Annotated in this window: 23 protein-coding genes and 1 tRNA gene; 16 read left to right on the top strand and 8 right to left on the bottom strand. The window is 33.1% G+C overall.

Annotation, left to right across the window (positions count from 1 at the left end; genetic code table 11):
• Positions 1–349: 349 nt before the first annotated feature.
• Entirely contained in the window at positions 350–592 is a 243-nt protein-coding gene (locus tag C8J95_RS04770; protein WP_107808972.1) for a hypothetical protein, read from the bottom strand.
• Between the two features lie 225 nt (positions 593–817).
• A complete protein-coding gene (locus tag C8J95_RS04775; RefSeq protein ID WP_107808973.1) occupies positions 818–1525 on the bottom strand; it encodes a hypothetical protein in 708 nt (235 codons plus the stop codon).
• Positions 1526–1885: 360 nt separating this feature from the next.
• On the opposite strand from C8J95_RS04775, the gene C8J95_RS04780 reads away from it, so the two are divergent.
• From C8J95_RS04780 to C8J95_RS04830, 9 genes are all read left to right on the top strand, one after another.
• Positions 1886–2338, top strand: a complete 453-nt coding sequence (locus C8J95_RS04780) for a hypothetical protein (protein WP_107808974.1) — start codon at positions 1886–1888, stop codon at positions 2336–2338.
• A 167-nt stretch (positions 2339–2505) separates the two neighbouring features.
• Complete coding sequence (locus C8J95_RS04790; RefSeq protein ID WP_146165461.1) at positions 2506–2862, top strand: hypothetical protein; 357 nt, start codon at positions 2506–2508, stop codon at positions 2860–2862.
• A gap of 4 nt (positions 2863–2866) precedes the next feature.
• Positions 2867–3697 (top strand): hypothetical protein, encoded by an 831-nt coding sequence (locus C8J95_RS04795; RefSeq protein WP_107808977.1) that lies wholly within the window; start codon positions 2867–2869, stop codon positions 3695–3697.
• A gap of 6 nt (positions 3698–3703) precedes the next feature.
• Positions 3704–4318: a glycoside hydrolase family 19 protein gene (locus C8J95_RS04800; RefSeq protein WP_107808978.1), complete on the top strand. Its 615-nt coding sequence runs from the start codon at positions 3704–3706 to the stop codon at positions 4316–4318.
• A 50-nt stretch (positions 4319–4368) separates the two neighbouring features.
• Positions 4369–4662 (top strand): hypothetical protein, encoded by a 294-nt coding sequence (locus C8J95_RS04805; RefSeq protein WP_107808979.1) that lies wholly within the window; start codon positions 4369–4371, stop codon positions 4660–4662.
• Complete coding sequence (locus C8J95_RS04810; protein WP_107808980.1) at positions 4643–5323, top strand: hypothetical protein; 681 nt, start codon at positions 4643–4645, stop codon at positions 5321–5323. The genes C8J95_RS04805 and C8J95_RS04810 overlap by 20 nt, the downstream gene beginning before the upstream one ends.
• A 91-nt stretch (positions 5324–5414) precedes the next feature.
• Positions 5415–6008, top strand: a complete 594-nt coding sequence (locus C8J95_RS04815; protein ID WP_107808981.1) for a hypothetical protein — start codon at positions 5415–5417, stop codon at positions 6006–6008.
• A 548-nt stretch (positions 6009–6556) separates the two neighbouring features.
• Positions 6557–8023 (top strand): hypothetical protein, encoded by a 1467-nt coding sequence (locus tag C8J95_RS04825; protein ID WP_107808983.1) that lies wholly within the window; start codon positions 6557–6559, stop codon positions 8021–8023.
• 10 nt (positions 8024–8033) lie between these two features.
• A complete protein-coding gene (locus tag C8J95_RS04830; protein WP_107808984.1) occupies positions 8034–8444 on the top strand; it encodes a hypothetical protein in 411 nt (136 codons plus the stop codon).
• 98 nt (positions 8445–8542) lie between these two features.
• On the opposite strand, the gene C8J95_RS04835 is transcribed toward C8J95_RS04830, so the two are convergent.
• Both C8J95_RS04835 and C8J95_RS04840 read right to left on the bottom strand, forming a co-directional pair.
• On the bottom strand, positions 8543–9688 hold the full coding sequence (locus C8J95_RS04835; RefSeq protein ID WP_107808985.1) for a site-specific integrase: 1146 nt from the start codon (positions 9686–9688) through the stop codon (positions 8543–8545).
• Between the two features lie 97 nt (positions 9689–9785).
• Positions 9786–9859 (bottom strand) — tRNA-Ala (locus tag C8J95_RS04840).
• 104 nt (positions 9860–9963) lie between these two features.
• Between C8J95_RS04840 and C8J95_RS04845 the strand changes: the two genes are divergently transcribed.
• The 7 genes from C8J95_RS04845 to C8J95_RS04875 are packed head-to-tail and all read left to right on the top strand — an operon-like array spanning position 9964 to position 16335.
• On the top strand, positions 9964–10500 hold the full coding sequence (locus C8J95_RS04845) for a C40 family peptidase (RefSeq protein WP_078721696.1): 537 nt from the start codon (positions 9964–9966) through the stop codon (positions 10498–10500).
• 48 nt (positions 10501–10548) lie between these two features.
• Positions 10549–11361, top strand: coding sequence for a 2,3,4,5-tetrahydropyridine-2,6-dicarboxylate N-succinyltransferase (locus C8J95_RS04850; RefSeq protein ID WP_059325083.1), 813 nt, complete (start codon positions 10549–10551; stop codon positions 11359–11361).
• A gap of 10 nt (positions 11362–11371) precedes the next feature.
• On the top strand, positions 11372–12565 hold the full coding sequence (locus C8J95_RS04855; protein ID WP_107808986.1) for a glycosyltransferase family 87 protein: 1194 nt from the start codon (positions 11372–11374) through the stop codon (positions 12563–12565).
• Position 12566: 1 nt separating this feature from the next.
• Complete coding sequence (locus tag C8J95_RS04860) at positions 12567–13493, top strand: glycosyltransferase family 2 protein (protein ID WP_107808987.1); 927 nt, start codon at positions 12567–12569, stop codon at positions 13491–13493.
• A complete protein-coding gene (locus tag C8J95_RS04865; RefSeq protein WP_107808988.1) occupies positions 13494–14267 on the top strand; it encodes a polysaccharide deacetylase family protein in 774 nt (257 codons plus the stop codon).
• Positions 14264–15367 (top strand): glycosyltransferase family 1 protein, encoded by a 1104-nt coding sequence (locus C8J95_RS04870; protein ID WP_107808989.1) that lies wholly within the window; start codon positions 14264–14266, stop codon positions 15365–15367. The genes C8J95_RS04865 and C8J95_RS04870 overlap by 4 nt, the downstream gene beginning before the upstream one ends.
• Before the next feature lie 26 nt (positions 15368–15393).
• The gene (locus tag C8J95_RS04875; protein ID WP_107808990.1) at positions 15394–16335 is read left to right on the top strand and encodes a proline dehydrogenase family protein; all 942 of its coding nucleotides are present in this window, start codon (positions 15394–15396) and stop codon (positions 16333–16335) included.
• Between the two features lie 13 nt (positions 16336–16348).
• Here the strand turns inward: C8J95_RS04875 and C8J95_RS04880 are convergent, their stop codons facing one another.
• The 4 genes from C8J95_RS04880 to C8J95_RS04895 all read right to left on the bottom strand — a co-directional run bounded on the left by C8J95_RS04880 (position 16349) and on the right by C8J95_RS04895 (position 19399).
• The gene (locus C8J95_RS04880; RefSeq protein WP_107808991.1) at positions 16349–16666 is read right to left on the bottom strand and encodes a DUF962 domain-containing protein; all 318 of its coding nucleotides are present in this window, start codon (positions 16664–16666) and stop codon (positions 16349–16351) included.
• Positions 16667–16802: 136 nt separating this feature from the next.
• Positions 16803–17531 (bottom strand): tryptophan synthase subunit alpha, encoded by a 729-nt coding sequence (gene trpA / locus C8J95_RS04885; protein WP_107808992.1) that lies wholly within the window; start codon positions 17529–17531, stop codon positions 16803–16805.
• 17 nt (positions 17532–17548) lie between these two features.
• The gene (gene trpB, locus C8J95_RS04890; protein ID WP_107808993.1) at positions 17549–18730 is read right to left on the bottom strand and encodes a tryptophan synthase subunit beta; all 1182 of its coding nucleotides are present in this window, start codon (positions 18728–18730) and stop codon (positions 17549–17551) included.
• Between the two features lie 9 nt (positions 18731–18739).
• The gene (locus C8J95_RS04895; RefSeq protein ID WP_107808994.1) at positions 18740–19399 is read right to left on the bottom strand and encodes a phosphoribosylanthranilate isomerase; all 660 of its coding nucleotides are present in this window, start codon (positions 19397–19399) and stop codon (positions 18740–18742) included.
• Positions 19400–19401: the final 2 nt, after the last annotated feature.

Here is a 19401-nt window from a genome sequence, read left to right on the forward strand (position 1 = left end):
TTACTATGAGATAGTTCAATATTTTGAATTTTATAAAAGTTGCACTAAAGATTCTTTGAGTCTATTCATTAAAGAGTTTTGTATATTGGTAATTAGGTACTTATGTGAAAAATAATAGTTTTATTGTAGAATAAGAAATTATAATAAAAAAACAGCTATAACTGATTTAGTTATAGCTGTTTATATTCCTGGTGGAGAATACGGGATTCGAACCCGTGACCTTTTGACTGCCAGTCAATATGTCTTACTTTAACAAGAATGTAAACCGTTTATTATTAAGTGTTTAAGTATGTTGATTGTTATATGAAACAATATTTATGTTGCCGGATGTTACCGATTTTGTTACCGATTATTTTTTACGGAAAACCTCATCAGATACGCCAAACAAATAGTTTGCATTTGCTCCAAAATCATTAACTGCGATTTTAATATGATGTACTGTGAAGTGAAAGCTTTCTTTTCCGCTTCTTATTTTAGATAAATTAGATTTTAATATTCCAAGCTTTTCATCAAATTCGGTATAGAACCTGATTCGCCTTGTTTGTTTTAATATGTCACGGAAATCTAACATTCTTTTATCTGTTATTGACATGAGTTTAATTATTAGATAGAAATATTATACTATTTACTTATTTAAAAGGTGTTTGTTTAATATACTTTGTAATCCAGCAATTAACTTTAGATATTCTTCTTGCTGTTCTAAGTTCTTTTGTAAAGCACTTCTTATTGCAAATTTTATAATAAAGTACTGAGATATGATTCCAAAAAGTATCAAACTAATATATACAGTTTCCATATTTACTTGATTTAATTTATTTTACATTACTAATCTTTCAAACTTTGCCCAAGCTATAACCTGGTAGAATCTAGCCACAAAATCCATAGGTATTTCTTCACTTTCATATCCAGCCTTGTCGTATTCAATTAAAGGACATGGTATTAATACTAGGTTATTTTTATTTTCTTTACTTCTCTTAACTAATTTTACGGTTCGTAAATCGTTTTTAGTTACTATTCCATACAACTCATTAGTTAGAAAGTAAGTTTGCCAATTAAATATCTCCTTAAATCCGACAACAGAGCCACTAGGTATGATTTGCGAAATAGAATTTCCAGATAAATTGCACGCAAATTCAGCTCTTTCAAAGTTTGGACTTGTTATATAAAAAGAAGGAGGAGACATCGAAAATACCTCATCGGAACGCCATCCTCCGGAAAAATCAACATCATAATAAGGTACTTTGACTTTACTTTCTGATGGAGGAAATAACTCACTTGAAATAACGCTGTTGTGTGATTCTTTAATAGAATCTATAATAAAATCACTCTTATTTAATCCAAAAGTTGTAAAAAAGTTGTCTAAAAAATCATCTGGAACAGGTTTTTTTCCTTTTAAAAAATTCGAAACATTGCTTTTGTCATAGTTCGTTTTTTCAGATATTTCCTTGTTTGGAAACCTTAAACTCAAATACTGCACTGCTTTTTGAAATATTTCAGTGTTTCTATCTTGCTTAAAATCAGTCATGTGTGTTTTTATTGTAATAAAGTTGTAATAATATTTGGATAGTTGTAAATAAGTTGTATATTTGTAAAACAATTACGATACAAATGTATGAAAAAGATGGTAATTGTTAGTTACGGAATTCCGTAAAGTGATTAAAACCGAAATGATATGAGTATAAGAATAGGTGAATTAATTGACAGCGAAGTATCACAATTGCTAATTGACTTCACTGATAGAGTGGATAGAGCTGAAGCAAGTGTTTCTACTGGAGTCGGCACCTCAACGTTACGAGATATTACATACAGAACTAATGTAGTTATCGGCATCCTAATTTAGAAGTCGATTTGGTGAAAAGTAAAGTGAAACCATTTATTAAGTCAGATGCTAATCAATCCGGAGACATTTCTAAGGAGGATAGACCAGGCGATACTGGACGCACCAAAGCTGATAACGGAAGCTCTGGCAGAAAGCCAATTAGTAAAGCTTAATACTGAAAATTTACAACAGGGTCTTGATAGTGAGGGGGCTAATATGCCTCCTTACAAAGATCCGGATTATGCCAACTTTAAAGTATCAATAAACCCCCGAAATCGTGGGTTTTGGGATTTAAAAGTAATGGGGGATTACTACAGAGGTATTCGCGTAACCATTAAATCTGGGACTGTACATTTTGAACAATCCATCAAGAATGAAAAAACGCTTTGGATTGAATCTAAGACAACAGCTATGGGATTGAAGCCTTTAGGGGTGCCGGAATGGCAATTGAAAGAGGTTCAAATGAAGAACATCCCAATAATTAAAGAGAAACTATTAAAGAAAATAAATGGCGTGTAATTGCAGTAAGACCGTATCTGTTTCAGACTGCCAAATATTGAAGGAATTCAAGGAAGACGGCAGAATGTTCATCTATCATATTTTCGATGATAAACGAGGTTTAGAAGTGGCATATGTGCCAGAAGATAAAACGCCTAACCAAATAGCCATTGAGCGAAAGTTTTTCAATGAAAACAACATGCTTGAATGGTTTTATATATCAGAACACCCATGCCTTTATGAATGAATTTGAAAAAGATATATTAAATCAGGTAGAACATAGATTATTATCAATTGATATCGTTTGCTATTATGTAATCAAGGGAACCTATGAGGCAAGGATAAAGGAAGTTACCACTGAAAAAAAAGACTGTGTAGATGAGAATAAATATCTCGTCTACAGTCTTCTTGAAAAGAATAATATCATTGAGAAAAAAGATCAGGCCTTGAGGGAACAAAAGGATTCTGCCAAAATCAATGATAGCCTTGACAGTGATTACATAAAGAAAGCACAACCGCTTATCAATAAAATTCTAAAACATTAATGCAATGAAAACTAAAAATACAATTATCGGAATATTGGTACTTGCATGTATTATACTAATAGCAAATACCTTTTACGGATGGTTCAATCCAACAAGTAAAGAGAAAGAGTATTCAGAGTATCTTAAACATAAAGATATGCCTTTATCGGAAACACTGCCTAAAACTAAATTTAAAGATAAGGATAGTGTAAATCATATACAGATGCCAGAGAAGCCGTCTTTGAACTATGAAAACACCGTTAAATCTTCTACAAAGCAGGAAATTCAGGAAAAAACTTTGAAAGCGTTAAATGCAAAATCCGAAGATTTACAAGAATTTACCAAAGTTAAAGCTGTAATCTCCGGTACTCTTCCTTCTGCAGATGTAAAGATTGACAATAAGATAGTCACTATTACATATCAGAATAAATATTTAAAAATAGTCTCAAGACAAAACCCTGACGGGAAATCTGAGGCGGATTATCAGTATAAGGCAGAGTTCAATTATACTAAAGTTGAGAAGAAAAACAAAATATTCTTCTGGCAAAAGCCTGAAACAGTACTAGATTTCAGTAGCCCAGATCCCAACTTTACTCCTACTGATATTGAACATTTTAAAAAGTTTGTAGAACCGCAGCGGGATAGACTTCAATTAGTACTGGAAAACCAAATTCAATTCGGTATAAAAAATCCGAATATGAATAGTTTTTCTTCTGGGGTATCGCTTAGACTTAATCCAGATGGCTTTGTTAGTCCAAATGTAGGGACTGGTTTTATTTGGCAATTCAATAACGGTCAAATGATGAAATATTTCAAGGTAGGAGCTGACATAAACATCATGAGAATTAAAAAGTAAGAAACCATGACTAAACTAGAATTAAGAAATAAGCTGCAGAAGATAGGAGCTAATATGTCTAATGTGCCTGAGGATCTATTTGAGCAAATGGAGAAATACGGTCTTAAAACAGACGAAGATAAATTCCGGTTCCTGGCAAACTGTTTAAATGAAACAGGAGGCTTTAAAGTATTCAAAGAGAATCTATTTTATACTACACCTTCAAGATTGGTTGCGATATTTCCGTCAGCCTTCCGTTCAAAGTATAATCCAAATGAATATCTACGGAATTCTGTAAAACTTGCTAACCTGGTATATGACGACCGGAAATTCCCGAAAGGATTAGGTAATATCTACGACGGAGACGGATCTAAATTCATCGGCCGTGGAGCAATCCAGACAACTGGGCGCAATAATTATACTCAGCTATCAAAAGATACCGGAATTGACTTCGTTTCGCATCCGGAATGGCTGGAAAAACCGCCGTACAATTTTATTTCTGCATTGTACTACTGGAAAAAACACAACTTATCAGCAAAGCCTTCATTGTTGACTACACGACAAGTTATTGCTGGAAATTACACTAATAATCCCTTCGGGTTTAGTGAGGTGCTCAGGTGGTATAATAAGCTGAAAGTATAATTTTTTTTGTTTAACAAAAATTAACGTATTTTTGACGCCATTCGATAATAATGGCAAGAAAGAGTAATAAGAATAATAATACTTTTGAATTTTTCAAAATAATAGGTTCAAGTACAGGAGCTATTATTACTATTGCTACATTAATGTCAATGTGTGTTGGAGCAGGTACTTTTTTAACCAAATTAATTAAGGATCGTGAAATTTTGGAAATTAATACTAACAACTCTCTTCAGGTAATTGATAAAAGTAGGGAAATTTCAGAATTAAAGATAGAGAATAAAGAATTGAGGTATAAATTAAAAATTGATTCAATTTCATATTATAATGAGAAAAGAAAAAAATAAAAATAAAGATAAATCTTTGTCGCAAATTCTAAAGGAAATAGAATCTAATATTGATATACTGAAAGATTATCCCGATGATTCAGTTAAGAAATCTGCTGAGAACCTATCTGTGGATTTAAAAGAAGGGAGAAAGGCAGTAAGAGGATTAAATACATTCTTAGCCTTTGTAACATCTATAGCTGTTATAGCTGTTATTTTTTCCGTTATAATAAGTGCCCAATATACTAACTTGTTAAAAGAAAGAAATGATACTCTTTTTAAAAGAGTAAAATATACTCAAGACTCCTTAAAAGATAAGTTATTAAATATTAGTAAGAATGATTCATTATCTGAGTTTTCATATTATGTTGACGATAAAGGAAGGCCTATAACTTATGGTGCAATGGTTCGAAAAAGAGATAGTGTTATAAACATTCTATATGATAAAGAAAAAGAAATCGTTAAACTTCAAGATTCTGTTGGTGACTTTAAAATATTCAAGAAAGTATTATATGAAAATTACGGAATAATATTGAGCAAAAGGAACGAGGGTAATAGTATAATATATTCTGCAAAATCTAAAAAACTAACAAAATATATAGAGGAGAATGAATCATTTTATAATAAAGCTAGACCACTGGTAAAAGAAATATTGAAACATGATACAGTTCGAAGAAAATAATTTCTAATCAAAAAATGAGATGTTTAAAAACCCTAGCACGAGTTGCCAGGGTTTTTAATGTAAAATATTATAGATTTGTTTTAAAAAAAATATGCAACACATCTACACTATTCTATGTAGTACCATTATTCAAAATAAACAAGATGTATACGATTATCCGCTTATAATTAGTATTATAGCCCTAGTATCTTCTCTTGTTTTTAATGTTATTACAGCTAGAACATCTAATAAATCATTAGATGAATTAAGAAATTCAAACAAAAGAAACATTAGACCTTTTTTTACTTTAGAAAACGGTTCTGAAATAAAAAATGGAGAGATAGTCCCAATTCCTAATGTTTTTATTGTAAGAGTTAAAAATGCACCCGCCAAAATTGTTTCTTTGAAATTTGAATTGGTATTAAGAAACATTGTAGATAACTCAATGTCAGATTTAGGTGAGATTCCTATGACTGGTTTATTAATTTACTTCCCTGATGATAAGGTACTAAATAGATTAGCTTTCCATTTAGATCTTCTTAATAATTATGCTTCAAGAGGTAGAAATCAGAATTTAGATGTTTTACATCGTTTTAATATTGAATATTCTCCAATTGATTCTAATGATATATACACTACACAAATCATTCAAAAGCTAGACTTAGAAAATATGCAATGGCTGCAGTCGTCAATATCTGCAACATAACTACATATTAATAAACGCCTCCCCACAGAGGCTTTTTTTTTCCAGAATTTGTAAATTTGCACCGGAAACATCATTCCATAAATTAAAAGTTTTTTAGAGCCTCGGGAAACCGGGGCTTTTTAATTTAGAATAAATGAATAATCTTCCTAGAAGGTCTGCAATCTCTATCTTGTTTTTATAAATTACTGAATATTATAATTTTGTCAGCTTTCATTCTAGTTATTTATCGCTATGTTTGATATAGAATTAAGGCTAATTTAATTAATTCCATATGATAATATGACTCTATGTAACTAGTCTGCAGTAATTTATATATCATTATTTTCCATGTAGTTTCAATAGGTTTTGCTAGTTTATTAGAATGTTTATTATTCATAGATTGCCCGGGGAAGAGGGATATTCTCTGGGCTTTTTCTTTGCCCAAACTTCCCAAAACAAAACTTTTTAATAGCATTACGGTTTCCCGTAAAAGAAAATAAATTATGTTAAATAAATATGTGAAAAATTATTTTTAAGTTTAACACACCGAAAACAAAACTTTAACATATATGACAAAAAATTTATTACGACCCTTTTTATGGGGAATTCTTTCATTTTCTGTATTATCTTCTTGTCGAACAGAAGATAATATTTCCAAACAAAATCAGGAAGACAAACGTTTTGCAACATTTACTTCTCAATCGGGGAAAACAATTAACTATGCCAATGGCTTTGCATCCCTGATGATAAAGTATGATGAATTAAACAAATCTAATTTATCAGGAATTGCAAATAAACCATTACTAAGTGCTTCGTCTGACAAAAACGGCTCTACTGCTACAGGCTCTTATATAGAGTTTAATGTACGTTCTCAGGTTATCAAGAATTCTGATGGTAATATATGGGTTGTTTTTCCTAAAGTTGAAAATGGTACTGTAATCAGTTTAATTGTTTCATTATTGTCTGAAAAAGAAACCTATTTATCTTATTATTCAGTAGATAAGAGTGATGAGTTTTATAAAACAAATACTCCGTTATTTCAAGAAGCCTACAATAGATATAAGAAAAAAAATATGCGTTTGGCTTTGAGTGCAAGTACAAGTATACAATTCATGGCAAATAATGACTGTGAAAATAGACCGGATGAAAGATGTAGTGAAATTGAAGAGGTGATTATTACTAACCCCAGACCTATTAAAACACCTAATAAAGATATAACTTTACCAACAGGAGACCAAACTGATAATAGCATTCCAGGAAGTGATTGCGGTACATTTGGAGACTGCTTTGGAGGAGGCGGTGGTGGAGGAACCGGTACTGGTACTCAACAACAAGATGCTTGTAGTCAAGCTTTAACTAATAATTCTATAGCTAAAAATTTATTAACTAAAGGTGAAATTTCAAGAAGTAAAACCGCCGTTACAGCAACTATAACATCTGACAAAAATGAAAAAACTTTCTCATTTGGTAAAGATAAGGATGGAAACTATAAAACAACAAGCATTAAAGAGGGAAATGGAGGTTCAGCTCAAATGTCAGTTACTGACCCAAATCTGACTATAGAAGGGGGAGCTCATACACACACAGCAGATGTCTATAATGTAGCTTCTTCTGGTGATATTTACCAATTTTATAAAGCGCATTCAGCAAATAATAATTTTAATTATTATTATACTTTTTCTCAAGGCAATAATAATTACGTTTATACAATAGTTAACCAAACTGCATTTGATAACTTTATTAAAAATTATCCAGAAGGTACAAATTTTGATATGACAACACAAACTTGGAATCAAAGCTCTAAAATAGGTAAGGATTATCGAAATATTATTAATAGCTTTCAAAATTCAAATATGCCTGATGATGACATCATGGATTTGGTAATGGCAGCGATGATTCGGAAATACAATATGGGAATAGCTCTTAGTAAAGCTGATAGTAATGGTAATTTTAATGGCATTTATGCAAAGGAAATAAAGGACCCTAATGATCCATCAAAAACAACTTATGCAATAACTCCTGACTGTAATCTTTAAAATTAATAATATGAAATATTTAAAAAATTCACTGATAATAATCTTAATATCCTTTCTATCTACTTATGTTAAAGCTCAAATGGATACTCTCAGCTATTTAAAACAATTTGAAGTAAATAAAGCAAAATATGTTGGCAAACCACTTTCAATATTACTGGGTGATATGACTGCTATACAACCAAAGCTGGTTTTTAGTCACAGTGCTTTTACCAATAAGCATTATAGAATTTTTTCAGATTTTAAATTTGACACAAAAAATGCTTATAGTATTAATTCTATATCACTGTTGGTATATTGGCAAGCCCCGATTCAAACAGGAGAGGCAAATCAGTATAGAGATAGAAACAAGAGTTTGTTCACTCCGGACGAAAGGTCTTTTTACGGAAATAAAATTATAAAAGATATAAAAGTTTATCGTTAAAGAAAACTCTTTTAATAAACCCCGACTAACCTCGGGGTTTTTCTTTTCCTTACAGTATTAAACCAAAAAAGGAGTACTTAGGTACTCCTTAATTTTTATCAAATTGCAAGAGAAACATCAATTGTCTTCTGCTTTTCAAGTAATAAATCCTCATAATCTACTGCGTATATTCTTGTAGTTGCTTCATTTGTATGTCCTGCAAGATTTTTAGCCTCTGCAATTCCGTATTTTGAGGTTACATCATTAAGATAAGTGTGTTTTAGAGCATATAAATCTGCATCAATACCAAGGCGATCTTTAGCCCATCTTTTCCATTTTCTTGTAACGTAATCTCTTTCAGTAGGTTTGTCAGAAGGGGATAGGTCATTGCCAAAAACGAATGTGCCTTTATTTTCTTGCATTATTTCAATCCATAAATTGTAAGCGTTTATATTTATAGGTTTCCACACCCAGTGATAGCGCTTGCCTTTCATTTCGTATATCCTGAATTTTTGCGAAGCAATGTTAATATGCTCTATTTCAATCTTAATGAACTCTTCTAACCTTGATCCCGAATAATAAAACAACGTGCAGAATCTCCATAATTTATAATTAGTAAATCGGAGTTCTGCAAACTTTTCTTTGTCCTCTTTTCGTAAAATTTTTCTTTTTTCCGGAGTATGGACAAGCTTTTTTATTGACTTAATGAAATTAAATTCAAAGATATCCATATCTACAAAATAGTTGAAAAGAATGATTAAACAAGCTCTTACCTTATTTACTCTATCATTGGTTTTTGTTTCTGAAACCTCGTCGAGAATTATTTTTATATCTCTTTTTCTGATATGAGATATCTGTTTTAGGTTTATATCAAATTTTAATGATGCTGCTTTCACTAATCTAATCGTATCTCCAATTAATGATTTCATCGGTTTAGAGACCTGTATCTTTTTTAGTGCAATTTCTAAGGCATTAATAAACATTGTAGTCTCAATTACTACGTTACTTGATATTTCAAATTCTTTAGTAATAGGATTATACCCGCGTGATAGATTTTCAATTTCTTGTTTTATTAAGCTATTGGTTATAAATTGCTTTTCTTCAAGGGTAGAAGCATGATTCATTCCTTTGAACCTAATAATTTTACCTGCAGGACAAGACTTATGAAAATAGGTATAACGAATTTCCCAATCTTTCTTCAAATTGGATTTGATTTTCTTTTCCCAAGTAACTGGGTAAACTTTTAATTCTGAATAGTGCGACATAGTTTTACACGTTTTTTTACACGTTTATAAAAATCGCACAAGAGAAAATTTAAATTAAATCACTGCAAACCATTTGTGGAAGTAGGTTTACAATTAGTGGAGAATACGGGATTCGAACCCGTGACCTTTTGACTGCCAGTCAAACGCGCTAGCCAACTGCGCCAATCCCCCGATGCAGATGCAATAGTAAATATTTTTTTGGACGTGGACAAAATTTTTTATTAAAAAATACGTTATAATCCTATGTAATCTATATTTTTCTTAATTTTAGGTCTATGTTTAAAAAGATATTCTTACTCAGTATTTTTTCATTATTCATTATTTCGTGTTCTTCTTCCAAAGTAGTTACCAAAAGACCTACTGGAGGAAAGAATTACGGTAAGAACTATACCCTAAGAAGTCTTAATTCAAATTTCAGCGGAAGCAACTCCCGCAAAGTAGATAAGCTTTTGCGTACTGCAGAAGATTATATGGGAACACCATATAAATTTGGTGGTGTAACCAGATCTGGTATGGATTGTTCCGGATTTATCACTACAGTATACGATAGTCAGGATGTAGCGCTTCCTCGCAGATCCGAAGACCAGTCTCGTGAAGGCAGAGAAATTTCCATAAAAAATGTGATACCGGGCGACCTATTATTCTTTGCAACATCAGGAGGTTCAAGGGTTTCTCACGTCGGAATTGTTCATACCATTCGTGACGGAGAAGTTAATTTCATTCATGCTTCTACCAGTAAAGGAGTGATGATCTCTTCACTTAATGAAAAATATTGGAATAAAGCCTATTTAAGTGCCAGAAGAGTCTTATAATTTTATTAAATTTGTCACTTTAAATTCACTAAAACTATACTAAGCATTATGAGTTTGCAAGAGACAATTGAGAAAATCTGGGATAATAGAGATTTGCTACAAGATAAAGATAATCAGGAAATCATTCGTGATGTAATTATGAAGTTGGATTTAGGTGAGCTACGTGTAGCTGAACCTACTGAAAACGGATGGCAAGTGAACGAATGGGTAAAGAAAGCGGTAGTAATGTATTTCCCTATTCAGAAGATGTCGACTATTGAGGTTGGTCCTTTTGAATTTCATGATAAAATCCCGTTAAAGAAAAACTACGCAGAAAAAGGAGTAAGAGTTGTACCTCATGCAATTGCAAGACACGGAAGTTTTGTAGCTCCGGGTGTTATTATGATGCCTTCTTATGTAAATATCGGTGCTTACGTAGATAGTGGTACAATGGTAGATACATGGGCGACAGTAGGAAGCTGCGCACAAATTGGTAAGAATGTTCACCTTAGTGGTGGTGTTGGTATCGGTGGTGTACTAGAACCATTACAAGCTGCTCCTGTTATTATTGAAGATGATTGTTTCGTTGGTTCCCGTTGTATTGTTGTAGAAGGTGTTCATGTAGAAAAAGAAGCTGTATTAGGTGCTAATGTTGTACTAACAGCGTCTACAAAGATTATTGATGTAACTGGTGACGAGCCTGTAGAAATAAAAGGCAGAGTTCCTGCAAGAAGTGTGGTTATTCCGGGAAGTTATACAAAGAAATTTCCGGCTGGGGAATTCCAGGTTCCTTGTGCCCTTATCATAGGTAAAAGAAAAGAATCTACAGATCTTAAAACGTCATTGAACGACGCTTTAAGAGAGCATAATGTAGCGGTATAGATTTCTTTACATGATACGAAATACTGTTTTTAGACTTTGGTCTAAATACGGAAAATTCATAGAGCAACCGAAATATATTTTTAGTATTTATATTTTGGTTGCTGTATTTTCTGCTATTGCCAAATACAGGGGAGGTCCGTCTAAATACAACAACTATCTGATCTTTAAAAATGTTTTCAGAAATACTCTCCTTCAACAAAATCTTTATGTAGAATATCCACTTCTGCATTTTGATAAAAATCATTACGGAATAATATTCAGTGCACTTATTGCTCCGTTTACTATTTTACCGGACTGGTTAGGAATGATTTTATGGAATATTGCCAATGTAGGTTTATTTATCTACGCAGTAAAGCAATTACCATTTTCCGAAAAAATGAAATCTTTTTTTGCATGGCTATGTTTTCAGGAGCTTATTACAGCTATGGTAAGTTTCCAGTTCAATGTTGCACTAACAGGACTTATTATATTGTCTGCCTGTTTTATTTACCAAAGGAAAGAAAGCCAGTCAGCTATTGCCATTCTTTTAGGAACTTTTGTCAAAATCTATGGTATAGTAGGGCTTAGCTCATTCTTCTTTGTTCAGAATAAAAAGAAATTTATTGCAACGTTAATTATCGGTGCAGTCGCATTCTTAGCTATCCCTATGCTTTATTCATCCGTACATTTCGGACTGCAGTCCTATACAGACTGGTATGTAGAGTTGGTAAAGAAAAACAACGACAATCAGGTTCTGGGGAATATGCAGGATATATCTTTAATGGGAATTGTAAGAAGAGTTTTGGGAGATGCAGGTATTTCCAATTTATGGTTTCTGGCAATCGGATTACCATTGTTTGGACTACCATATCTTAGAATCAAGCAGTATAAAAATTTGGCTTTTCAGCTGATGATATTAGCTTCTACTTTGCTTTTTACAGTTTTATTTAGCTCAGGATCCGAATCTCCGACTTATATTATTGCAGTTGCCGGAGTTATGATCTGGTATCTTATTCAGAAAGATAAAAACAAGCTTGTTAATGGCCTTATGTTGTTTGTACTAATTCTGACTTGTTTCGGTATGTCGGATTTATTCCCTAAATATGTGAAACAAAACTACATCATAAAATACTCATTAAAGGCACTCCCTTGTTGTATTGTATGGTTTAGAATTACATATGAACTGCTAACAAAAGATTTTAATAAAAACTATCAATTACAATAAAATGAAGAAAATTAATATTGTAATACCAGCTCATAATGAGGAAAAAAATGTTCCTATAATGAGGGAGCGTATCGCTGCTGTATTTTCTTCATTAAGTGATTATACCTATGAAATTATTTTTGTAAATGATGGCAGTCGCGATACTACGCAGCAGGTTCTTGAAGATCTTGCTGATAAACACCCAGAGGTTAGGTATATAGAGCTTTCCCGTAATTTTGGACATCAGGCTGCATTAAAGGCTGGTTTGGATAATGCTGATGGAAATGCTGTGATTTCTATGGATGGAGATTTGCAACATCCACCGGAGTTGATTCCACAACTTATTAAAGAATGGGAAAACGGGAACGATATCGTATATACTATCAGAAGATATAACGAGAATATTTCTTTAAGCAAAAAATTGACTTCAGATATCTATTATAGAATAATCTCTTCAATGTCCGATTTTACAATTGAAAAAGGAGCTGGTGCAGATTTTAGATTATTAGATGCCAAAGTTGTTGAAGAAATAAAGCAAAACCATGAATCGGACCTTTTCATACGTGGACTAGTCAGATGGGTAGGATATAAGCAAAAAGGAATAAAGTTTGTCGCTGCGGATCGTGAAAACGGAATTAGTCAGTATACAATAAACAAGATGTTTAAGCTGGCATTAACGGGTGTAACATCTTTTAGTGTAAAGCCATTGTATTTTGCAGCTTATCTAGGTTTTTTCTTTTCTGCTTTATCACTACTATATGTGCCTTATGTTATCTATTCATTTATGAATGGAAGTGAAATATCCGGATGGGCATCTCTGATCATGACAGTAGTTTTCTTCGGGGGACTACAATTGGTAATGCTTGGGATTATAGGTATTTATCTTGGTAAGGTATTCAAACAGGTTAAAGACAGACCTCTATTTATTATAAGATCAAAAAATTTCTAAATGATTCTATTAAGTTTTGATATAGAAGAATTTGACATGCCTCTGGAATATGAAGGAACAATTCCGTTTGAAGAGCAATTACAAGTCTCCAGAAATGGATTGCAAAATATATTAGCCATTCTAAAAAAATATAATGCAAAAGCAACTTTTTTTTCGACTGTTGTTTTTGCAGAAAATAATAAAGACCTGATAGAGCAATTGCTTGCAGATGGTCATGAGCTGGCATCGCATACCTGGTATCATTCAGAATTTTCAATTGAAGATCTGAAGAAATCCAGAGAGAGACTTCAGGAAGTTTTTGGTACTGATATTATCGGACTCCGAATGCCAAGGATGATGGAAGTAGATGCTGTAGAAGTAGAAAAAGCTGGTTATACTTATAATTCGTCAATTAATCCTACATGGCTTCCGGGAAGATATAATAACCTGAAAGTTAGCAGAAGATACTTTCCGCAGGGTAATGTACTTCAGATTCCAGCTTCGGTTTCGCCATGGAGAGTGCCTTTATTTTGGTTGTCATTTCATAATTTTCCTGTAAATATTTACAGATACTTAGCGAAGCGTGCTATACAAAAAGACGGATATCTTAATATTTATTTCCACCCTTGGGAATTTATGGATATTACTAAAAAAGCGTATTCGCTGCCTTCTTATACATCTGTAAATACAGGTGATAAAATGGTGCAAAGATTCGATGAATTTGTACACTGGCTGAAGCATAACCAATATACATTTGGTACCTTTAAGGACTTCTTAGAAACTATAAAAAAATGAAGATAGGTTACGACGCGAAACGTTTTTTTCATAATACATCGGGACTCGGAAATTATTCACGTGACCTGGTGCGTACTTTATCAGAATACTTTCCGGAAAATCAATATTTAATGTTTGCTAAAAATACATCCGAAAGGACGAAAAACCTTTTGGAACGTAGCAACATTATCTTCAGAAAAATAAGCAAAGGAAATCTTGCCCGTCAAATGAAAATGGGGAAGGATGCCCAGAATGAAGGGTGTAATATTTTTCATGGTTTGTCTGGTGAACTACCATTAAAATGGAATGATAAAAAGATAAAAAAAGTTGTAACGATTCATGATCTTATATTTCTGAAGTATCCTCAGTTTTATTCATTTTTCGATCGTAAAATTCATACATGGAAGTTTAAAAGGGCAATAAAAGACTCGGATCTTGTCATCGCAATTAGTGAACAGACTAAAAAGGATATCATAGAGTATTTCAAAACTCCTGAATCCAAGATAAGGGTGATCTATCAGACTTGTCACGAAGCTTTTAAACAGAACTTTTCGGAAGATGAATTTACTGTTGTAAAGGCTAAATTTAATCTTCCCGAATGCTTTATCCTAAATGTGGGAACAGTAGAAGAGCGCAAAAATTTGTTTTCTGTTGTAAAAGCCATAAAAGGAACTGATATCCCTTTGGTTATTGTTGGCAAAGAAACTAAATATAGCCAGAGAATAAGAAAATTCATAGCTCAGAATAATATGGAAGGGCAGGTCCATTTTCTTACCAATGTCAGTATGACTGAACTTGCACAGATCTATCAGCTGGCCGATATCTTTATTTATCCTAGTTTGTATGAAGGATTTGGTATTCCTGTTATAGAAGCTCTTTTCTCTAAGACACCTGTTATAACGAGTAATATAAGCTGCCTTCCGGAAGCAGGAGGGCCGGATAGTCTCTATGTAAACCCAACGAATACAGAGGATATTAAATCCAAAGTATTACACTTATGGGAAAATCCGGATGAAGGAAAAAGGAGAGCAGAGAATTCTTTTCAATTTGTTCAGAAGTTCAATGAGAAACAAATTGCTGAAGAGGTTATGAATGTTTATACGGAAGTTATTACATTTTAAAAATAGTAGTATTATAGTTAAATTATATGGAACAGTTACTGGCAATAGGATCTCAGGCACTTCGAAAAGCAGCATTAAATGAAGATGCAAAAGCTTATATAATACAAAACGAAGCATTATTCAAAGTATTGAAAAAAGCTGCAAACCGATATATTGGTGGTGAAAATCTGTCTGAAACAGTTAATAAAGTTATCAAAGAAAATTCTAGAGAGTTTAAATGTTCTATAGAGTTTATGGGAGAGAGTACACGTACTGTAAAAGAAGCATTGGAAGCTAAAGATAAATTTGTAAATATTTGTCAGGCAATTCATAACCAAAATTTGAATTCTACAGTGTCTCTGGATTTGTCTCATATAGGATTGGCCATTTCAGAAGATTTATGTTTTGAAAATATTTCAGCTATTTGTACAGCGGCTGGAGATAAGGAAGTAATTATAAGTGCAGAAGGCACTGAAAGAACAGATGCAATATTACAATTGTATAAAAAAGCTTCCAAAGACTTCTCTAACTTATCAATAACATTACAGGCATATCTCTATAGAACAAAAGATGATTTTGTTGATATAATTAAAGAGAAAGGCAGAATACGCATGGTAAAAGGAGCATTTGAAACAGAAAAAGGCTTATCTCTTCCACGTGGTAATGCTTTGGATGATCAATATCTGTATTATGTTGAACAATTGCTATCTCAGCAACATCTGTGTTCTATCGCTACACATCACCATGAAATTCAGCAAGAGGCCAAAGCTCTTATCAATAAATACCAGCCTGAAAAAGAGACCTATGAATTTGAAAGCTTATATGGTATACAGACTGAACAGTTAACCAAATTAAAAGAAGAAGGTTATCCTACCAAATTGTATTTTGTATATGGAAAGGAATGGTATCTTTATGTTTGTAATCGTTTAGCCGAATATCCACTTAATTTGTTTCGGGCATTACAGGATGTTATGGAAGAAAACGCTTAATAATAAATCACTGTCATTTCTGTTGTCTGAACTTTTGTTTACCTGTTAATAATTCAAAGAAAAGTTTAAAGTCTGAGATAAGACTCCATAGAGGATAGGTAAATGTAGCGGGTTTATTCTTTTCAAAAAATGCATGACCAACCCATGCAAAGCCATATCCAACAACCGGAACAAACCAAAGAAGATAATATCTCTCTGAAAAGAGTGCATAGAATAGCAGGATAAATACTAATGCTGTACCTGTAAAGTGCAATACTCTGCAGGTATAATCCTTATGCTCTGTAAGATAGAAGCTATAAAAATCTTTGTAGTTATCTATTTTCTGTTCCATAATAATAGAATTTACTACTAAGTTAATTAAAATCAGTATATTGTTATTAATGAAAATTGAGCTGTATTCAACCAGGTTTTATTAAATCAGGAGAAGTACAGCTCAAGATATTATACCCATTTAATGGAGGATAATCTTATTTAATTGATTTTATAAATTCTGCAGCTTTGGTTTCCCATTCCTGATTTTCTAAAAGAATTTTCACAAAAGCTGAACCTATAATTGCACCATCTGCATGTTGTGCTACTTTGTCAAAATCAGTTTTATTTTTGATACTAAATCCAATTAGTATTGGGTTTTTCAGATTCAGTGAACTTAGACGTTTAAAATAAGCATCGTTATCAATTTCCTGATTGGTACCGGTTGTAGAAGAACTACTCACTGCATACAGGAAGCCAGAACTTAGACTATCCAAATACAGGATTCTCTCATCCGAAGTTTCCGGAGTCACAAGAAAAGTAAAATTGATACCATATTGCTCTAGAATCTTTTGATATTTCTTTTCAAATTCTATAGGAGGTAAATCGGGAAGTATTAATCCGGAAACACCGGAGGCCTGACATTCCTGGCAGAATTTTTCGAAACCGAATTTCAAAACAGGATTCAGGTATCCCATAAGAATTACCGGAATATTGATTTCATCTTTTACTGTTTTCAATTGTCCAAAAAGCTTAGCAATGGTCATCCCGTTTTGTAAAGCCAATTCATCAGATTTCTGAATAACAGGACCATCTGCAACAGGATCACTATATGGGATTCCCACTTCTATCATATCGGCACCGGCAGACTGAATGGTTCTCATTATTTGTGCTGTATCATTCAGCTGAGGAACTCCGGCAGTAAAATATATATTGAGTTTTTTCATTGTTTAGAGATTAAAAGTTAAGCTAAATGCTTCAAATAAGTTTCCATATCCTTATCACCACGTCCGCTAAGGCATATTACAACAACATCCTCTTTACCGAATTTTTTATGATCCAATACTGCTAAAGCATGTGCAGATTCCAATGCAGGAATAATTCCTTCAAGTTTGGTAAGTTCAAAAGCGGATTTCAATGCTTCATTATCATTTATACTGAAAAACTCTGCTCTTTTTTCCTGGAATAAATGCGCATGGAATGGACCGATACCCGGATAATCAAGCCCTGCAGAGATACTGTAAGGTTCTATAACTTGCCCGTCTTCTGTTTGCATTACAAGGCTCTGGCTACCATGTAAAATCCCTAATGTTCCTAAAAAAGTAGTTGCAGCGCTCTCACCGGAATCTTTACCCAGACCGCCGGCTTCTGCAGCAATAATACCAACACCAGGTTCATCTACAAAATGATAAAAGGTTCCTGCAGCATTGCTTCCGCCGCCTACACAAGCAATAACATAGTCAGGATTCTCACGTCCGATATGTTCCTTCAGTTGGAATTTTATTTCTTCACTTATTATACTCTGGAATCTTGCCACCATATCTGGAAAAGGGTGAGGACCTACAACGCTGCCAATGATGTAATGAGTAGTAGAGGCATTGTTAATCCAATCTCTTAAAGCCTCGTTTACGGCATCTTTAAGTGTTTTGCTTCCGGAAGTTGCAGGGACTACAGTTGCTCCAAGCATTTTCATCCGGGCAACATTTGGAGCCTGGCGCGCAATATCAATTTCACCCATATAAACAATACATTCCAGTCCCAATAGGGCACAAGCTGTTGCTGTAGCTACACCATGTTGGCCAGCTCCGGTTTCTGCAATAATTCTGTTTTTGCCCAGTCGTTTTGCTAGCAGAGCCTGTCCTAGTGCATTATTAATCTTATGGGCACCTGTATGGTTCAGATCTTCTCTTTTCAGATATATATTTGTCTGGTATTTGTCACTGAGATTTTTAGCAAAATAAAGTGGAGTAGCTCTGCCTACATAGTCTTTAAGTAGAGCATTGTATTCCTTTCTAAAATCATCACTATTGATAATATCCAGATAATTGTCTTCTAACTCTTTTACATTAGGATAAAGCATTTCAGGGACGAATGCACCTCCGAAATCTCCATAATATCCGTATTGATCAGGATTTTTGTATTTCATTTTTAGTTTTTATAATTGTTGGATATGTTGTATAAATTCTTTTATCTTTTCTAAGTTCTTGTCTCCCGGACTATTTTCAAATTTGGAGTTGATGTCCAAAGCAAAAGGTTTTGTTTTTAAGCCTTCCATTGTAGCTATATTTTCAGAAGAAATTCCTCCGCTTAGCAAGTATGGTTTTTGTAAATCTAATTGATCCAAAACCGACCAGTTAAATGTTTCCCCGGTTCCGCCATAAGCTTTAGAGTCCGTGTCAAACAGAAGTAAATCTGAATAAACCTCAAATTCTGAAATTTTGGATTTAAGAGCTTCGGTATTTACCTCCTGACCAATTCGGAATACTTTAATAATCTGTATATCCGGAAGAAGTTTTTTCAGATTGAGTATATATTCTATAGTTTCGTCGCCATGAAGCTGTATGTAATTCAAATGTGCTTTTTTGGCAATATCAGAAACTATAGCAACATCTTCATTTACAAAAATGCCAACTTTTCCCAAATGATTTATTTCTGATATTTGTTCTAAATTCAAATGGTTCAGAACATAACGTGGCGATTTAGGATAGAATATAAATCCAAGAAAATCAACTTCAGACTTCTGTAGTTCCTGAATCTGATCGAGGTGTGCTAATCCACATACTTTAAGTTTCGGGTGATGATTTTGATTTTCCATTG

Origin of the sequence: Elizabethkingia sp. YR214 (assembly GCF_003058195.1) — a bacterium.
Lineage (GTDB): Bacteria > Bacteroidota > Bacteroidia > Flavobacteriales > Weeksellaceae > Elizabethkingia.